Source organism: Microbulbifer halophilus (assembly GCF_026183675.1).
Taxonomy (GTDB): domain Bacteria; phylum Pseudomonadota; class Gammaproteobacteria; order Pseudomonadales; family Cellvibrionaceae; genus Microbulbifer; species Microbulbifer halophilus.
Window position 1 is genome coordinate 17,237 of the sequence record NZ_JAPIVK010000042.1, and the last position, 15,046, is coordinate 32,282.

Sequence of the window (15,046 nt, forward strand, 5' to 3'; positions counted from 1 at the left end):
CCAATTGGTTGATATAGTCAACGATACGCCGATTAATTGACGTTATCAACCAATAGTCGAAGGCGGGCTCTCCCAGCGCCCCCGATTCGCCGGCAAGCGGCTCTCGAATCGGTATAATCCCGCGCATGCCAGATTTACCCATACAAGCCGCCCTGCCCGAGCTGCTCTCCACCTTGGGCCAGCACAGCAATGCCGTCCTCCAGGCCCCGCCCGGCGCCGGCAAGACCACCGCGGTGCCGCTGGCGCTACTGGACAGCGACTGGCTCGGGGACCGGAACATCATCGTGCTGGAGCCGCGGCGGCTGGCCGCGCGCAGTGCCGCGGCGCGCATGGCGGAGCTGCTCGGCGAGACCGTGGGCGAAACGGTGGGCTACCGGATCCGCGCGGAGCGCAGGGTCGGTAAAAACACCCGCATCCAGGTGGTCACCGAGGGGATCCTGACGCGGCTGCTGCAGTCCGACCCGGAGCTGGCCGACACGGCCCTGGTGATCTTCGACGAATTCCACGAGCGCAACCTGCAGGGCGACCTGTCCCTGGCCCTGTGCCTGGAATCCCAGGAATACCTGCGCGAGGACCTGAAGCTGCTGGTAATGTCCGCCACCCTGGATACCCGGGGCGTGTCGGAACTGCTAGACGGCGCGCCGATAGTCAGCAGCGAGGGGCGCAGCCATCCCGTGCATGTGCACTACCTCCCCCCAAAGCGGATACCCGACGACGACCGCCAGTTACCCGCGGCCATGGCCCGCGAGATAGTCTCGATGATGGACGAGTACCGCGGCAGCCTGCTCGCCTTCCTGCCCGGCGTGGGCGAGATCCGGCGGGTCGAGGAACTGCTGCGGGACAGGCTCGCCGATGAGGACGAAATCCTGGTGGCGCCCCTCTACGGCGACCTGGACAAACAGCAGCAGGACGCAGCCATCTCCCCCGCTCCATCCGGCAAACGCAAAATCGTGCTGGCCACCAACGTGGCCGAGACCAGCCTCACCATCGAGGGAATCTCGATGGTGGTGGATTCCGGCCTGATGCGGGAATCCCGCTTCGATCCCAATACCGGTATGAACCGGCTGGTAACCACCCGAATCTCCCGCGCCTCCGCCACCCAGCGCAGCGGCCGTGCCGGTCGTTTGAGCGAGGGCCACTGCCTGCGGCTGTGGGGCGAGTCGCAGCAACAGGGCCTGGCCGCAAAAAACACCCCGGAAATCCTCTCGAGCGACCTGGCGCCGCTGATGCTGGAACTGGCCCAGTGGGGTGTGCGCGATCCGGGCGAATTGCGCTGGCTGGACCAGCCCCCGCCCGGCCCCGTGGCCCAGGCGCAGGAACTGCTGCAACGGCTGGGCGCCCTGGACGAAAAACGACGCATCACGGATCACGGCGCGGCGATGCTGGCGTTGGGCACCCACCCGCGCCTGGCGCACATGATGATTCACAGTGTCGACCTGGGGCTGGCGAACGACGCCTGCCTGCTGGCGGCACTGCTGTCCGAGCGCGATATTTTTCGCGGCGAGTCGCGCCGGGACCGGGATATCCAGAAGCGCGTGGACCTGCTGCAGGGTAAAAACAAAAATCCCGCTGCGGACCGCGGCGCCGTGCACCGCATTCGCCAGCAGGCCAAAACCTGGCAGAAACAGTTGCAGAAGATTCAGTCGGACCCCGCGGCGGCAACGGACATCGACCGCTTCGACCGCACCGGCGTGCTGCTCGGCCTCGCCTACCCGGACCGCATCGCCCGGAGCCGACACGACCGCGAGCGCCGCTACCTGTTATCCAGTGGCCGCGGGGCCCGCTTCTCCCACGACGACGAGCTGGCGCTGGCGGACTACCTGGTAGTCGCCGACCTGGACGGCCGGGGACGCGACGCGCGCATTCAACTGGCGGCGCGCATTTCCGAGGGCGCCCTGCGCGAGCATTTTGCCGAACTGATAGAGCGGCGGGAGTCGGTGCGCTGGGACGAAGACAGCGGCCGCGCCGTCGCCAGCGAACGCACCCAGCTCGGCCGCCTGGTGCTGGACGAGCAGCCGGCAAAAAATATCTCCCCGGAACTGATCAGCCGCGCGCTGCTGGAGGCAGTCCGGAGAAAGGGCCTGCAGATACTACCCTGGAATACAGAGACCGACAGCCTGCGCGCGCGAGTGGCGTTCCTGCGACGCAACGCAGAAGAATTTCCGGCCCTGCGCGGCCTCCCGGACTGGAGCGACACCGCCCTGCTGGAGACACTCGAAGAGTGGCTGCTGCCGCACCTGGGCGGCTTTGCCAAGCTGGACCAGCTCAGGCAACTCAACCTGCAGACCATCCTGCTGAGTCAGTTGGACTGGCCCCTGCAGCAACAGATCGACGAGCTGGCGCCGAGTCATATCCGGGTTCCCAGTGGCTCCCGCGTGCGCATCGATTACACTGGCGGGGAACCGGTACTCGCCGTGCGCCTGCAGGAAATGTTCGGCCAGGCGCAGACACCGGCCATCCTGAAGGGCCGGTATCCGCTGATGATCCACCTGCTCTCCCCCGCCCGACGGCCGGTCCAGGTCACGCGGGATCTGGCCGGTTTCTGGGCCAATACCTATGAAGAGGTAAAAAAAGAGTTGCGGATCAAATACCAGAAACACTACTGGCCGGACAATCCGTCGACGGCGCAGGCAACCACCAGGACCAGGAAGCGGATGTAAAATATCCGGCCGCAAACGGCTGCTCCATCTTCAACCACATTTCACGGAAATATCCCGCTATGCCATTGTCATCGAACGCGTCCTTTCCCGTTGCACTCTCCCGGGTCACCGCCCTGCTCGCGCTGCTGCTGGCCGCCGGCTGCGACAACCGAGGGGACGAGACCAAACCCGGAAAGTTGCAGGTCCGACAGGAGTCCTTCGAGCTGCGGGCGCCGGACTGTAAAGGGGAAGAATGCCCTTCCGTCTCAGTAGACTACCAACTCTTCGAAAACCGGCCCGCCCTGAATAACGCCATTCGCGAACAGCTCGCGCAACAGTTGCAGGGCTTTGCGGAAGAGGCGGGCTCGCCCGGGAGTGTCGCCGCCGCGGCTGAGGCATTCCTGCAGCAGGCGGAGCGGGCACCGGAGGATACCGGTAATCGCTGGCATATGCAGGGCAACGGCAAGCTCCTGGGCCGCAGCGGCAAGCTGGTGACGATCGAGATCGGCAGCTATGCCTACACTGGCGGCGCCCACGGTATTCCCACGACCCACTGGCTCAACTGGGATCTCGAAGCCGGCGAACCGGTAGCGCTGGAGCAGATCATCCGCCCGGGGCAGGAAGCGGCATTCTGGGATCTGGCGCGCGCCGCCCACGAGCGCTGGCTGGAAGAAGAGGCCAATATCGACGAGGAATTCCGCCAGGGCTGGCCCTTCGCCAGAACCGAAAATTTCCACCTCGACAAGAAGGGACTGACCCTGCTCTACGGTGTTTACGAACTGGGGCCCTACGCCATGGGGCAGGTCCAGCTCACCATCCCCCGGGACAAGCTGGACAAGGTAGTGCGCGAAGAATACCTGGCGGAGTGATACGCCGCGCACGGCCCGCAGTGTGCCGTGCGGGAAGTTCGCGAACAAAGGAGCACAGCCAAAACGCCCAGATCAAGGCGAGAAAGCGCTGGAATAGCAGCGTTATTTCAAGCTTTCTCAACGCAGAGCTGGGCGTTTTGGCGCAGCGAACTGTTTGCGAACTTCCCGTACGGCACACTAGTGCCAGCCACTCAACCCGACGTGCGGCAATTGTCACTCCTGTCGATAATTGCTAACGTCGCTGGACTCAGATTTGCGGGAGAGGGATCTTGAAGCGGTTTTACACCTTCCTTGTGTTGCCCCTGTTGCTGCAGGGCTGCGACTTCGACGACGTACCCAACTTCCTGCCGGAAGAAGGGACCACCAATTACCGCCAGGAGATGCGGGATTTCGTGGCCGATATCGGCGGTTACGGCCGCGGCCTGGACTCCAATTTCATCGTCGTCGCCCACGGCGGTGTGGAGTTGCTCAGCAGTTCCGGCACCACCAACGGTTCCCCGGACACCAGCTATATCAACAGTCTCAACGGTGTCGGCCAGGACGCCCTCTTCTACGGCTTCGACGGTATCGACCAGCCCACCTCCACCAGCAGGCGCGAGCGGCTGGGCAGCTTTCTGGATATGGCCCTGGAGAAGAACGCCACCGTCATGGTCACCGATTTTGTTTTCAGCGAGCACAAAGTGGACGACTCCTATGCGCTGAACCAGGACGCGGGCTATATCTCTTTCGCCGCCGACCAGACGCTACTGGACAATATCCCCGAGTACCCGGAAAACCCGTTCAACTGGAACCGCAGGGATATCGAGGGGCTGTTCGAGGCCGACAACTTCCTCCGGCTCACCAACACCGGCAGCTATTCCACCCGCCAGGATCTGGTCGACGCCGTCAGCGATACCGACTACGACCTGGTGGTACTGGACCCTTTCTTCGACGGCGAGGCATATACCGGCGAGCAGATACGCCAGATGCGCTTCAAGGCCAGTGGCGGTGAGCGGCTACTGGTTGCGGCGGTAAATATCGGCGAGGCGGAGAGCGACCGCTTTTACTGGCAGAGCCACTGGGTCTCCAATCCGCCGGAATGGCTGGGCGATGAGATTCCCGACAGCGGCGGACACTACGAGGTAAACTACTGGCGCCAGGGGTGGCAGGAGATCATCTACGGCGACGAAGATTCCTATGTGTTTCGCGTTGTGGACGGAGGTTTTGACGGGGTCTATCTGATGGGCGTGGATGCATACGACAGTTTCTAGGCTGTGACGCCCCGAAGAGCCTAGGCTGGAGTGAGCGCCGCGAACTTCAACATCACCCGATCCCCCGAAACCAGAAAGGGCGAACCGCCCGGCTCGCCCTTATCGATCAGTAGTAAGCCTGCGACCTGTCGGTGTGGTCGGTGACATCCTTCACCCCGGCCAGTTCCGGCACTTTCTCTTGCAGGCTTTTCTCGACGCCCTCTTTCAGGGTCATGTCCACCATGCCGCAGCCCTGGCAGCCGCCGCCGAACTTCAGTACCGCATAGTGATCGTCGGTGACTTCCACCAGGCTCACCTGGCCGCCGTGGGCGGCGAGGCCCGGGTTGACCTCGTTGTAGAGCACATAGTTGATACGGTCTTCGATGGGGCTGTCGTCGGTGATCTTGGGCATGCGTGAGTTGGGCGCGCGGATGGTGAGCTGGCCGCCCATTTTGTCGGAGGCGTAATCCACGCGCGCCTCGTCCAGGTAGGGAATGCTGCGGCCCTCGAAAAAGGCCTTGAGACCGTCCATCTCCAGCATCACGTCGCCCTCTTCCTCTTCGCCGGGGCGACAGTAGGCGATACAGGTCTCCGCATTGGGCGTGCCGGGGCTGGACACGAACATGCGGATGGCAATGCCCTCGCAGTCCTGCTTCGCCAGCAGCTCGCGCAGGTACTCCTGGGCGGATTCGGTGATGGTGACGTTCAGGTCTTGCGACTGTTCTGACATAGTAACTTCTCAAATAACCGAGTTTCCTGGTCGGGTATTTTACTCCCAATGGGGCCGGAATTAAACCAGCGGCCAGATTCCAGCCGTAGGATGGGCAAAGGAGCGAAGCGACGTGCCCATCACCTCTGGTCTGATGGGCACGCTGCGCTTTGCCCCTCCTACCGGTACCGGGATGAATCACGCTTTACCGTAGCCTCCGCCACCGGGGGTGTCGATGGCGAACACATCGCCCTCCCCCATCTGCACCTCCGCGCGACCATCCAGTTCTTCGCGGTTTCCATCGGCCCTTTCCACCCAGTTCCGCCCCAGCGCCCCCGATTCGCCGCCGTTCAGGCCAAATGGCGGCAGTTTGCGGTGGGAGGCGAGGATGGAGGCGGTCATCGGCTGCAGGAAGCGCAGCCGCCGGCGGGCACCGTTTCCGCCCCTGTGGGCCCCTGCCCCGCCGCTGCCGCGGCGGATGCCGAACGCCTCCAGCAGCACCGGAAAGCGCCATTCCAGCATTTCCGGGTCGGTGAGGCGGGAGTTGGTCATATGGGTCTGCACGGCGTCGGTTCCGTCGAAATCCGGCCCGGCGCCGGAGCCGCCACAGAGGGTCTCGTAGTACTGGTATCTGCCGTCGCCGAAGGTGAAGTTGTTCATGGTGCCCTGGGCCGCGGCCATGGTCCCCAGCGCGCCGAACAGCGCGTCCACGACGTACTGGGAGGTCTCCACATTGCCCGCCACCACCGCGGCCGGGTACTGCGGGTTGAGCATGCAGCCCGGCGGGATTTCGATATCCAGCGGCTTCAGGCAGCCACCATTGAGCGGGATTTTCTCCCGCACCAGGCAGCGGAAAACATAGAGCACCGCCGCCTTGGTAACCGCCCGCGGCGCATTGTAGTTGCCCGGGTGTTGATCGCTGGTGCCGGTAAAATCCACCCTGGCGCGGCGGTTTTCCCGATCCAGGGTCACCGCTACCCGGATGACGCTGCCGTCGTCCATCTCATAGCGGAATTCGCCATCGTGCAATGCGTCCAGGGTGCGGCGTACGGACTCCTCGGCGTTGTCCTGCACATGCTGCATATAGGCCTGCACCACCGGCAGGCCGAAATGCGCCACCATGCGCTTCAGTTCGCGCACGCCCTTTTCGCAGGCGGCGAGCTGCGCGTGCAGGTCGGCGATATTCTGCGGGATATTGCGCGCCGGGTATTTCCCCGACGACAGCTTCTCGCGGATGGTGTCTTCGCAGAAAGTGCCGCCGTCCACCAGCTTGAGGTTGTCCAGCAACACACCCTCTTCCTCCACCGTGCGACTGAACGGCGGCATGGAACCCGGGCTGATACCGCCCACATCGGCGTGGTGGCCGCGGGTGGCCACGTAAAACAGCAGCTCCTTTTCCGTGTCATCGCCCTCTTCTCCAAAAACGGGGCGGATCACGGTGATATCCGGCAGATGGGTACCGCCGTTGTAGGGTGCGTTCAGCACAAAGGCATCGCCGGCTTTCATACTGCCGGCGTTCTCGCGGATCACCGTCTTGATACTCTCGCTCATGGAGCCGAGATGCACCGGCATATGCGGTGCATTGGCGATCAGTTCGCCGTCGCGATCGAAGAGCGCGCAGGAGAAATCCCGGCGCTCCTTGATATTGACGGACGAGGCGGTCTTCTCCAGCGCCGCGCCCATCTGCTCGGCAATGGACATGAACAGGTTGTTGAAGATTTCCAGCATCACCGGATCGACGCTGGTGCCCACCGCGGTGCGCGCCGGCAACGCCTCGACGCGCTCCAGCAGAATGCCGGATTCACCCATTTCCGCCCGCCAGCCGGGTTCCACCACGACGGTGCTGTTGGGCTCGCTGATCACCGCCGGGCCGTCGAGCTGCTCGCCGCAACGCAGGGCTTCGCTGCGGAAGATCGGCGTTTCCGCGGTTTGGCCGTTCATGGTGATGTCGCCGGAGGCACTGGGCGGAATCTCGTTTCGAGCAGGCTTGTCATCGACGGCTTCCGTTCGCGATACGGCCTCGCCGGTACTGCCGATCACCTCCACCTGCAATGCCTCGACAATCAGCGGTTTGTCCCCGGCGAGAAAACCGAACTGCTGGCGGTAGCCCCGCTCAAATTCGGCCAGCACCCGATCGTGGCTGTCCATGGGCACTTCCAGTGCCGTATCCGTGCCCTCGTACTTCAGGTGCAGTTTGCGCCGACAGCGGATCTGCTTTTCCGCCACCCCCTGGGCCAGCATTTCCCGGCGCCCGTCCGCTTCCAGTTCGTCAAAAATATCACCCAGTTCGGATTCATGGTCCACCGAATACCGATGCTCCAGGCTGCGCTCCCGCGTCAGGCGAAGATCGGCGAGGCCGATCCCGTAGGCGGACAACACGCCCGCGTAGCGGTGCAGCAACACCTTTGTCATGCCCAGCGCATCCGCCACCAGACAGGCGTGCTGGCCGCCGGCGCCACCGAAACTGTTGAGCAGGTATTTCGATACCTCGTAGCCGCGCTGCACGGAGATTTTCTTGATGGCGCTGGCCATATTTTCCACGGCGATAGCGAGGAAGCCCTCTGCCACCTGCTCGGGGGTGCGCTCGTCGCCGGTGGCGGTGCGGATTTCCTCCGCCAGTTCGGTGAATTTCCGCCGCACAATTTCCGCATCCAGCCGCTGATCGGCGTCGGGGCCGAATACATGGGGGAAGAACTCTGGCTGCAACTTGCCCAGCATCACATTGCAGTCGGTCACCGTCAGTGGCCCGCCGCGGCGGTAGCAGGCGGGGCCGGGATTGGCGCCGGCGGAATCCGGCCCCACCCGATAGCGGGAACCGTCGAAGTGCAGTATCGAACCGCCGCCGGCGGCCACCGTGTGGATGCGCATCATCGGCGCCCGCAGGCGCACGCCGGCGACCTCCGATTCCAGGCTGCGCTCGTAGTCGCCGCTGTAGTGGCAGACATCGGTGGAGGTGCCGCCCATATCGAAGCCGATCACCTGTTCGAAACCGGCTTCGGCGGCGGTGCGCGCGGCACCCACCACGCCGCCGGCGGGGCCGGACAGGATGGCATCCTTGCCCCGAAAGAAGTGCGCATCGGCGAGGCCGCCGTTGGACTGCATAAACAGCAGTCGGCTGCCGCCCAGGGCCCTGTCCACCCGATCCACGTAACGGCACAGCACCGGCGACAGGTAGGCATCCACCACCGCGGTATCGCCGCGGCCCACCAATTTGATCAGCGGGCTGACCCCGTGGCTGGCGGAGATCTGGGTAAAGCCGATCTCCCCGGCAATGCGGGCGATGGCCTTTTCGTGATCCGGATAGCGGTAACCGTGCATCAGCAGTATCGCCAGGCCGCGCAGGCCGGCGTCGTAGAGGCGCTGCAGGTCATCCCGCACCCTGCCCTCGTCCAGCGGCACCAGCACCTCGCCGCCGGCGGTGACCCGCTCGTCCACTTCCAGCACATCGCTGTAGAGCATTTCCGGCAGTTTGATTTCCAGGTCGAACAGGTGCGGGCGCGCCTGGTAGCCGATACGCAGGGCCTCGGCGAACCCCCTGGTCGTGACCAGGGCCACCGGATCGCCCTTGCGCTCCAGCAGCGCGTTGGTGGCGACGGTAGTGCCCATCTTGACCGCCCCGATGCGCTCCGGCGGGATGGGCGTGTCGGCGTCCAGCCCCAGCAGCGCGCGGATACCGGCCAGGGCGGCGTCCTCGTACTGCTCCGGGTTTTCCGACAGCAGCTTGTGGCTGACGAGCCGGCCGTCAGGGCGCAGGGCGACGATATCGGTAAAGGTGCCGCCGCGGTCTATCCAGAAGTTCCAGTGTTTTTTACTTGTATCCATGTTCCCGATCACTCCTCGATACTAAACGCAGCCCCTTCCGGTTCCCCTCTCCCTCTGGGAGAGGGGTTAGGGGAGAGGGCTGCCTGCCGAAGCCACCACCCTCTCCCCCGGCCCCTCTCCCGGCGGGAGAGGGGAGAAAAGCGGGCCTGCGGCCCGCAAGCGGAGCTGGAGCTCCGCGCTCCCAGGGTATGCTAACATTGCCGCCTTCTCGATCCCGGTTAAGGTAGTGTCCATGCCCCAAGAAGCCCGCAATCAACGCCTCGAACAGCTCCACGCCGCGCTGAAGCAGCGCATCCTGATTCTGGACGGGGCCATGGGGACCATGATCCAGCGGGCAAAGCTGAGCGAGAGCCAGTATCGCGGCGAGCGCTTTGCGGACTTCCACAAGGATGTCCAGGGCAACAACGACCTGCTGAGCCTGACCCGGCCGGAGATGATCGAACAGTTGCACCGGGACTATATGGAAGCCGGTGCCGATATCATCGAGACCAACACCTTCAACGCCACCCGCCTGTCCCAGGCGGACTACGAGATGGAGGACCTGGTCCCGGAACTGAACCGCGCCGCCGCCGAGGTGGCGCGCCGGGCGGCCGACGGCATGGCCACGCCGGAGAAACCGCGCTGGGTGGCGGGCGTGATCGGCCCCACCTCGCGCACCGCCAGTATCTCCCCGGACGTGAACGACCCGGGCGCGCGCAACGTGACCTTCGAGCAGTTGGTGGAGAACTATGTGGAGGCCGGCCGCGCGCTGATCGAGGGCGGCTCCGACCTGTTCCTGATCGAGACCATCTTCGACACCCTCAATGCCAAGGCGGCCATCTTCGCCCTGCAGAAGCTGTTCGATGAAGTGGGTTTCGAGCTGCCGATCATGATTTCCGGCACCATCACCGATGCCTCCGGCCGCACCCTGTCCGGGCAGACCACCGAGGCCTTCTACAATTCCGTGGCCCACGCCAAGCCCCTGAGCGTCGGTCTCAACTGCGCCCTGGGCGCCACCGAGCTGCGCCCCTACGTGGAGGCGCTGTCCGGCGTCTGCGCCGAGCATGTCTCCGCGCACCCGAACGCCGGCCTGCCCAATGAATTCGGCGAGTACGACGAGACGCCGGAAGAGACCGCCAGTATCGTCGCCGAATTCGCGCGCAGCGGTTTCCTCAATATTCTCGGCGGTTGCTGTGGCACCGCGCCCGAGCATATCCGCGCGATCGCCGATGCGGTGGCCGATATGCCGCCGCGCAAAATACCGGAAATAAAACCGGCGCTGCGCCTGTCCGGCCTGGAGCCGTTTGCCGTCGACGAAAATTCCCTGTTCGTGAATGTGGGCGAGCGCTGCAATGTCACCGGCTCGGCGCGCTTCAAGCGCCTGATCATGGACGAGGACTACGACACCGCCCTGCAGGTGGCCGCACAGCAGGTCGAGGACGGGGCCCAGGTGATCGACTTCAACATGGACGAGGCGATGCTGGATTCCGTCGCCGCCATGCGTCGCTTCCTCAACCTGGCCGCCACCGAACCGGATATTTCCAAAGTGCCGTTCATGGTGGACTCCTCCAAATGGGAGGTGATCGAGGCCGGGTTGCAGTGCATCCAGGGCAAGTCCATCGTCAATTCCATCAGCCTGAAAGAAGGCGAGCGGGACTTTACCGACAAGGCACGCCTGTGCCGGCGCTACGGCGCCGCGGTAGTGGTGATGGCCTTCGACGAGGATGGCCAGGCGGACAGCTTCGAGCGCAAGACGGAAATCTGCAAACGCAGTTACGATCTGCTGGTGGACAAGGTCGGCTTTGCCCCCACGGATATCATTTTCGACCCGAACATCTTCGCCGTGGCCACCGGTATCGAGGAACACAACAACTACGCCGTGGACTTTGTCCAGGCCACGCAGTGGATCCGCGAGAACCTGCCCGGCGCCAGCGTCTCCGGCGGCGTGTCCAATGTGTCCTTTTCCTTCCGCGGCAACAACCCGGTGCGCGAGGCCATCCACTCGGTATTCCTGTATCACGCCATCAGGGCCGGCCTGAATATGGGCATCGTCAACGCCGGCCAACTGGCGGTGTACGACGAGCTGCCAGAGGAACTGCGGGAAAAGGTCGAGGATGTGATTCTCAACCGCACCCCGGAAGGCACCGAGGCGCTGCTGGATATCGCCGAGAAATATCGCGGCGACGGCAGTGGTGCGGCGCGCAAGGAAGACCTGAGCTGGCGCGAGCTGCCGGTGAACAAGCGCATCGAACACGCGCTGGTCAAGGGCATCAATAACTACATCCTGGAGGACACCGAGGAGTCCCGCGCCCAAGCGGCGCGCCCGCTGGACGTCATCGAGGGCCCGCTGATGGACGGCATGAACGTGGTCGGCGACCTGTTCGGCGCCGGCAAGATGTTCCTGCCCCAGGTGGTGAAATCCGCGCGGGTGATGAAACAGGCGGTGGCCCATCTGCAGCCCTATATCGAGGCCGAGAAAACTGCCGACAGCAAACCCAACGGCCGCATCCTGATGGCCACGGTGAAAGGCGACGTGCACGATATCGGCAAGAATATCGTCGGCGTGGTGCTGGCCTGCAACAACTACGAAGTGATCGACCTGGGTGTGATGGTGCCGGCGGAAACCATCCTGCAAACGGCACAGGAAAAGCAGTGCGATATCATCGGCCTGTCCGGCCTGATCACGCCGTCGCTGGACGAGATGGTCCACGTGGCCGCGGAAATGGAGCGCCGGGAATTCGATATCCCGCTGCTGATCGGCGGCGCCACCACCTCCAAGGCGCACACGGCGGTGAAAATCGACCCGCAGTACCACCGCAACCAGACGGTGTACGTGGCCGACGCCTCCCGCGCCGTGGGCGTGGCCAGCAACCTGATTTCCGACGAGCTGCGCCCGGCCTACGTGGAGGGGATTCAGGCCGAGTACGAAAAGGTCCGCGCCCGCACCGCCAACCGAAAGCGCAACGACAAGCGCCTCGGTTACGAAGAAGCACTGGCGGCGGCGCCGCAGTTCGACTGGCAGAATTACACCGCCGCGGTGCCGAACAGACCCGGCATCACCACAATCGACGATTTCCCGCTGGAAAAACTGGTCGACACCATCGACTGGACCCCTTTCTTCATCTCCTGGGACCTGGCCGGCAAATACCCGGCGATCCTCGAGGACAAGGTGGTCGGCGAAGCGGCCAGGGACCTGTTTGAAAATGCGCAAAAGATGCTGCGCGAAATCATCGACCGGAAACTGCTCAAAGCCCGCGCCGTGTTCGGCCTCTGGCCGGCCAACAGCGACGGCGACGATATTGTCGTCTACACCGACGAAAGCCGCAGCTCAGAGCTGGCCCGCCTGCACCAGATGCGCCAGCAGGTACAGAAGCGCGGCGGCGACGGCTTGTGTCGCTCGCTGGCCGATTTTGTCGCCCCAGTCGATTCTGGAATAGCCGACTATGTGGGCGGCTTCGCCGTGACTACTGGACTGGGCGCCGACGAGCTGGCGGCGGAGTACGAGGCGAAACACGACGACTACAACGCGATCATGGTCAAGGCCCTGGCAGACCGGCTGGCGGAATCCTTCGCCGAGACCCTGCACCGGCAGGTGCGCAGGGACTACTGGGGCTACGCGCCGGACGAGCAGCTCTCCAACGAGGAGCTGATCAAGGAGCGCTACCGCGGTATCCGCCCCGCCCCCGGCTACCCGGCCTGCCCCGACCACACGGAAAAGGCCACCCTGTTCGAACTGCTGGACGCGCCGGACAACGCCGGCGTGCGCCTGACCGAGCATTTCGCCATGCTGCCGGCGGCATCCGTCAGCGGCTGGTATTTTGCCCACCCGGAGGCAAAATACTTCAATGTCGGCAAGATCGGGCGCGACCAGTTGCAGAGCCTGGCCGAGCGCAAGGGCATGACGGAAACCGAGCTGGAGCGCTGGCTGCGGCCGAATCTCGACGATTGAGCAGCGGGATGTATCGCCTGCACGGCAGATGTGCAGGGTGCGCCGTGCGCACCGATGAGGGCCGGGGAAAACCAACGCAGCCGGTGCGCACAGCGCACCCTACCCTGTAGGAGCTGGAAGTGGATAGAGAAGAGAGAAAAGAGAGAAAAGAAAAAGACGAGAATCGGGAAAAAAAGCGCCCTTCATTCGGCCAGGTGGTACTCAGCACCCTGGCCGCGGCCATCGGCGTGCAGAGCAATAAAAACCGCGAACGGGATTTCAAGGGCGGCAGTATCAAGGCCTATGTCGCCGCCGGCATTATCTTTACCGCGCTGTTTGTGTTGACGCTGGTGCTGATCGTCAAGACCGTGCTCGGCAATATGGGGTGATCTCCCGACTGTCCCCATGGCCGCGAACAAATGATGCCCGCGGCTCAATAGCCGGTCATTTCCAGGTAGCCGACGCCCGAATGGCTGCCCTCCACCACCACGTCGCCCTCCCAGTAGGGAAAAACGGTATCCATCCAGCGATCCGCATTGCGCGCGCGCACGATCACGTCCAGATCCCGGGACGGCAGGCGCAACCGCCAGCGGGTGGGCAGTTCGCGCCCGGCCACCGAACTGTATGTTGCGGGGGTCAACCGCAGGTCGTCGTCGGTGAGTGGGGTCTGCTGTCCGTCCGCGTCGATCCAGCTTCCCGACAGATAGTCATCGCCCTCCCCGCCACCGCCGCGCAGCCGAAAGGCCATCAGCTTGGCGCCGCCCGAAAGATGCAGCGAGAACCAGTCCCAGCCGCGCTGGTCGGGGGCCAGCAACTGGCTGCTCCATTCGCGATCCAGCCAGGCCCGGCCGCTGACCGCTCGTGTTTGTCCATCGATCTCCACCTGCCCTTCCACCCGGTAAAACGGCTGGCTGTAGTAGTGAGAGCCGCCGCCGTCGGCGGACTTCTGGCTGAAGCCCGACTCGCCGTGCAGCACCAGTGGCCCGTCGGCCTCCAGCGCCAGCCGGTAGCCGAAGTGGCGCCCCGCGTCGCTGCCCTGCGCCGTCACCTGCAACCGCGCCAGGCCGCCGCCGGCGGGGTTTTCCATACGCCAGTGATCCAACCAGGCCGCAAACGGCTCGACCTCGACACCGGCCTGGCCGCGGCGGTCCGGCAGCGCCATGTCGCGGGCGAAGCGCTCGGCGACGAAATGCGCATCCGGTGTCGACAGCGCGGCGTGGGCCATCCAGATCTGGCGGCTGGCCCAGGGCGACCCCCCGTCCTCGCCGTCGTCATCGGGCGGGGACAGCGCCTGGCGAAACAGGGTCCACTGGATCCCCAGTGGCGTGCCGTCGGCGTCTTCGAGATTGGCGGTCAGATACCACCATTCGATGCGGTAATCGGGGTGAGTGCCGTGGTCTTCGGGAAATCGCAGGGCGGCACCCGGCCGCGCCCGACTGTAGCCCTCCGACTGCCTGCCCAGCCCGGCAAAACTGTCGTCCGCCGGCTCACTGCCGCACTGGCGCAGCGCCAGCACCGCGAACAACACCAGCGGCACCGACAGCAGCACCGAACAGAGGAAAAAACGCTTCGCACTTCCGGCCTTGTTCATAGGGCCTCGAACTCCGTCAACAGCCTGCGCGGCGATGTGCGCCACAGCCGCCAGGCCGGCAACAATGCGGCGACCAGGGCCACACCCAGCGCCACCGCCAGGGTGGCGGCGATCTGCGCGGGGAAGACATACAGCGGCAGTCGCCAGCCGAAGGCCGCCACATTGATCACCGCCACCAGGCTCCAGGACAGCGCCAGGCCCAGCGGCACCGCAAGCAGTGCCGTGACCAGGGCCGCGCCGCACAGCTGGGCGATGCCGGCGCCGGCCAGCGGCCCGCGCG

General features: G+C 64.5%; 9 protein-coding genes. 5 read left to right on the forward strand and 4 right to left on the reverse strand.

Annotation, left to right across the window (positions count from 1 at the left end):
• The first annotated feature begins 125 nt into the window (after positions 1–125).
• The 3 genes from hrpB (at position 126) to OQE62_RS16915 (ending at position 4,758) form a co-directional block, all read left to right on the forward strand.
• Positions 126–2,660 carry an ATP-dependent helicase HrpB gene (gene hrpB, locus OQE62_RS16905; RefSeq protein WP_265723223.1) on the forward strand — a complete coding sequence of 845 codons (2,535 nt, stop codon included), beginning with the start codon at positions 126–128 and terminating at the stop codon, positions 2,658–2,660.
• 59 nt (positions 2,661–2,719) lie between these two features.
• Positions 2,720–3,508 carry a DUF3298 and DUF4163 domain-containing protein gene (locus OQE62_RS16910; protein WP_265723224.1) on the forward strand — a complete coding sequence of 263 codons (789 nt, stop codon included), beginning with the start codon at positions 2,720–2,722 and terminating at the stop codon, positions 3,506–3,508.
• Positions 3,509–3,777: 269 nt separating this feature from the next.
• Positions 3,778–4,758, forward strand: coding sequence for a hypothetical protein (locus OQE62_RS16915; protein ID WP_265723225.1), 981 nt, complete (start codon positions 3,778–3,780; stop codon positions 4,756–4,758).
• A 106-nt stretch (positions 4,759–4,864) separates the two neighbouring features.
• Here the strand turns inward: OQE62_RS16915 and nfuA are convergent, their stop codons facing one another.
• Both nfuA and OQE62_RS16925 read right to left on the reverse strand, forming a co-directional pair.
• Positions 4,865–5,467 carry a Fe-S biogenesis protein NfuA gene (gene nfuA, locus OQE62_RS16920; protein WP_265723226.1) on the reverse strand — a complete coding sequence of 201 codons (603 nt, stop codon included), beginning with the start codon at positions 5,465–5,467 and terminating at the stop codon, positions 4,865–4,867.
• 177 nt (positions 5,468–5,644) lie between these two features.
• Entirely contained in the window at positions 5,645–9,268 is a 3,624-nt protein-coding gene (locus OQE62_RS16925) for a hydantoinase B/oxoprolinase family protein (protein WP_265723227.1), read from the reverse strand.
• Positions 9,269–9,500: 232 nt separating this feature from the next.
• On the opposite strand from OQE62_RS16925, the gene metH reads away from it, so the two are divergent.
• Positions 9,501–13,196 (forward strand): methionine synthase, encoded by a 3,696-nt coding sequence (gene metH, locus OQE62_RS16930; protein WP_265723228.1) that lies wholly within the window; start codon positions 9,501–9,503, stop codon positions 13,194–13,196.
• Positions 13,197–13,315: 119 nt separating this feature from the next.
• Positions 13,316–13,564 (forward strand): DUF2970 domain-containing protein, encoded by a 249-nt coding sequence (locus tag OQE62_RS16935; RefSeq protein WP_265723229.1) that lies wholly within the window; start codon positions 13,316–13,318, stop codon positions 13,562–13,564.
• A gap of 44 nt (positions 13,565–13,608) precedes the next feature.
• Here OQE62_RS16935 and OQE62_RS16940 read toward each other — a convergent pair whose 3' ends face one another.
• Both OQE62_RS16940 and OQE62_RS16945 read right to left on the reverse strand, forming a co-directional pair.
• A complete protein-coding gene (locus tag OQE62_RS16940) occupies positions 13,609–14,766 on the reverse strand; it encodes a lipocalin-like domain-containing protein (RefSeq protein WP_265723230.1) in 1,158 nt (385 codons plus the stop codon).
• Positions 14,763–15,046, reverse strand: a 284-nt coding sequence (locus OQE62_RS16945) for an FtsX-like permease family protein (RefSeq protein ID WP_265723231.1), incomplete at its 5' end; no start/stop codon positions are given. The genes OQE62_RS16945 and OQE62_RS16940, both read right to left, overlap by 4 nt.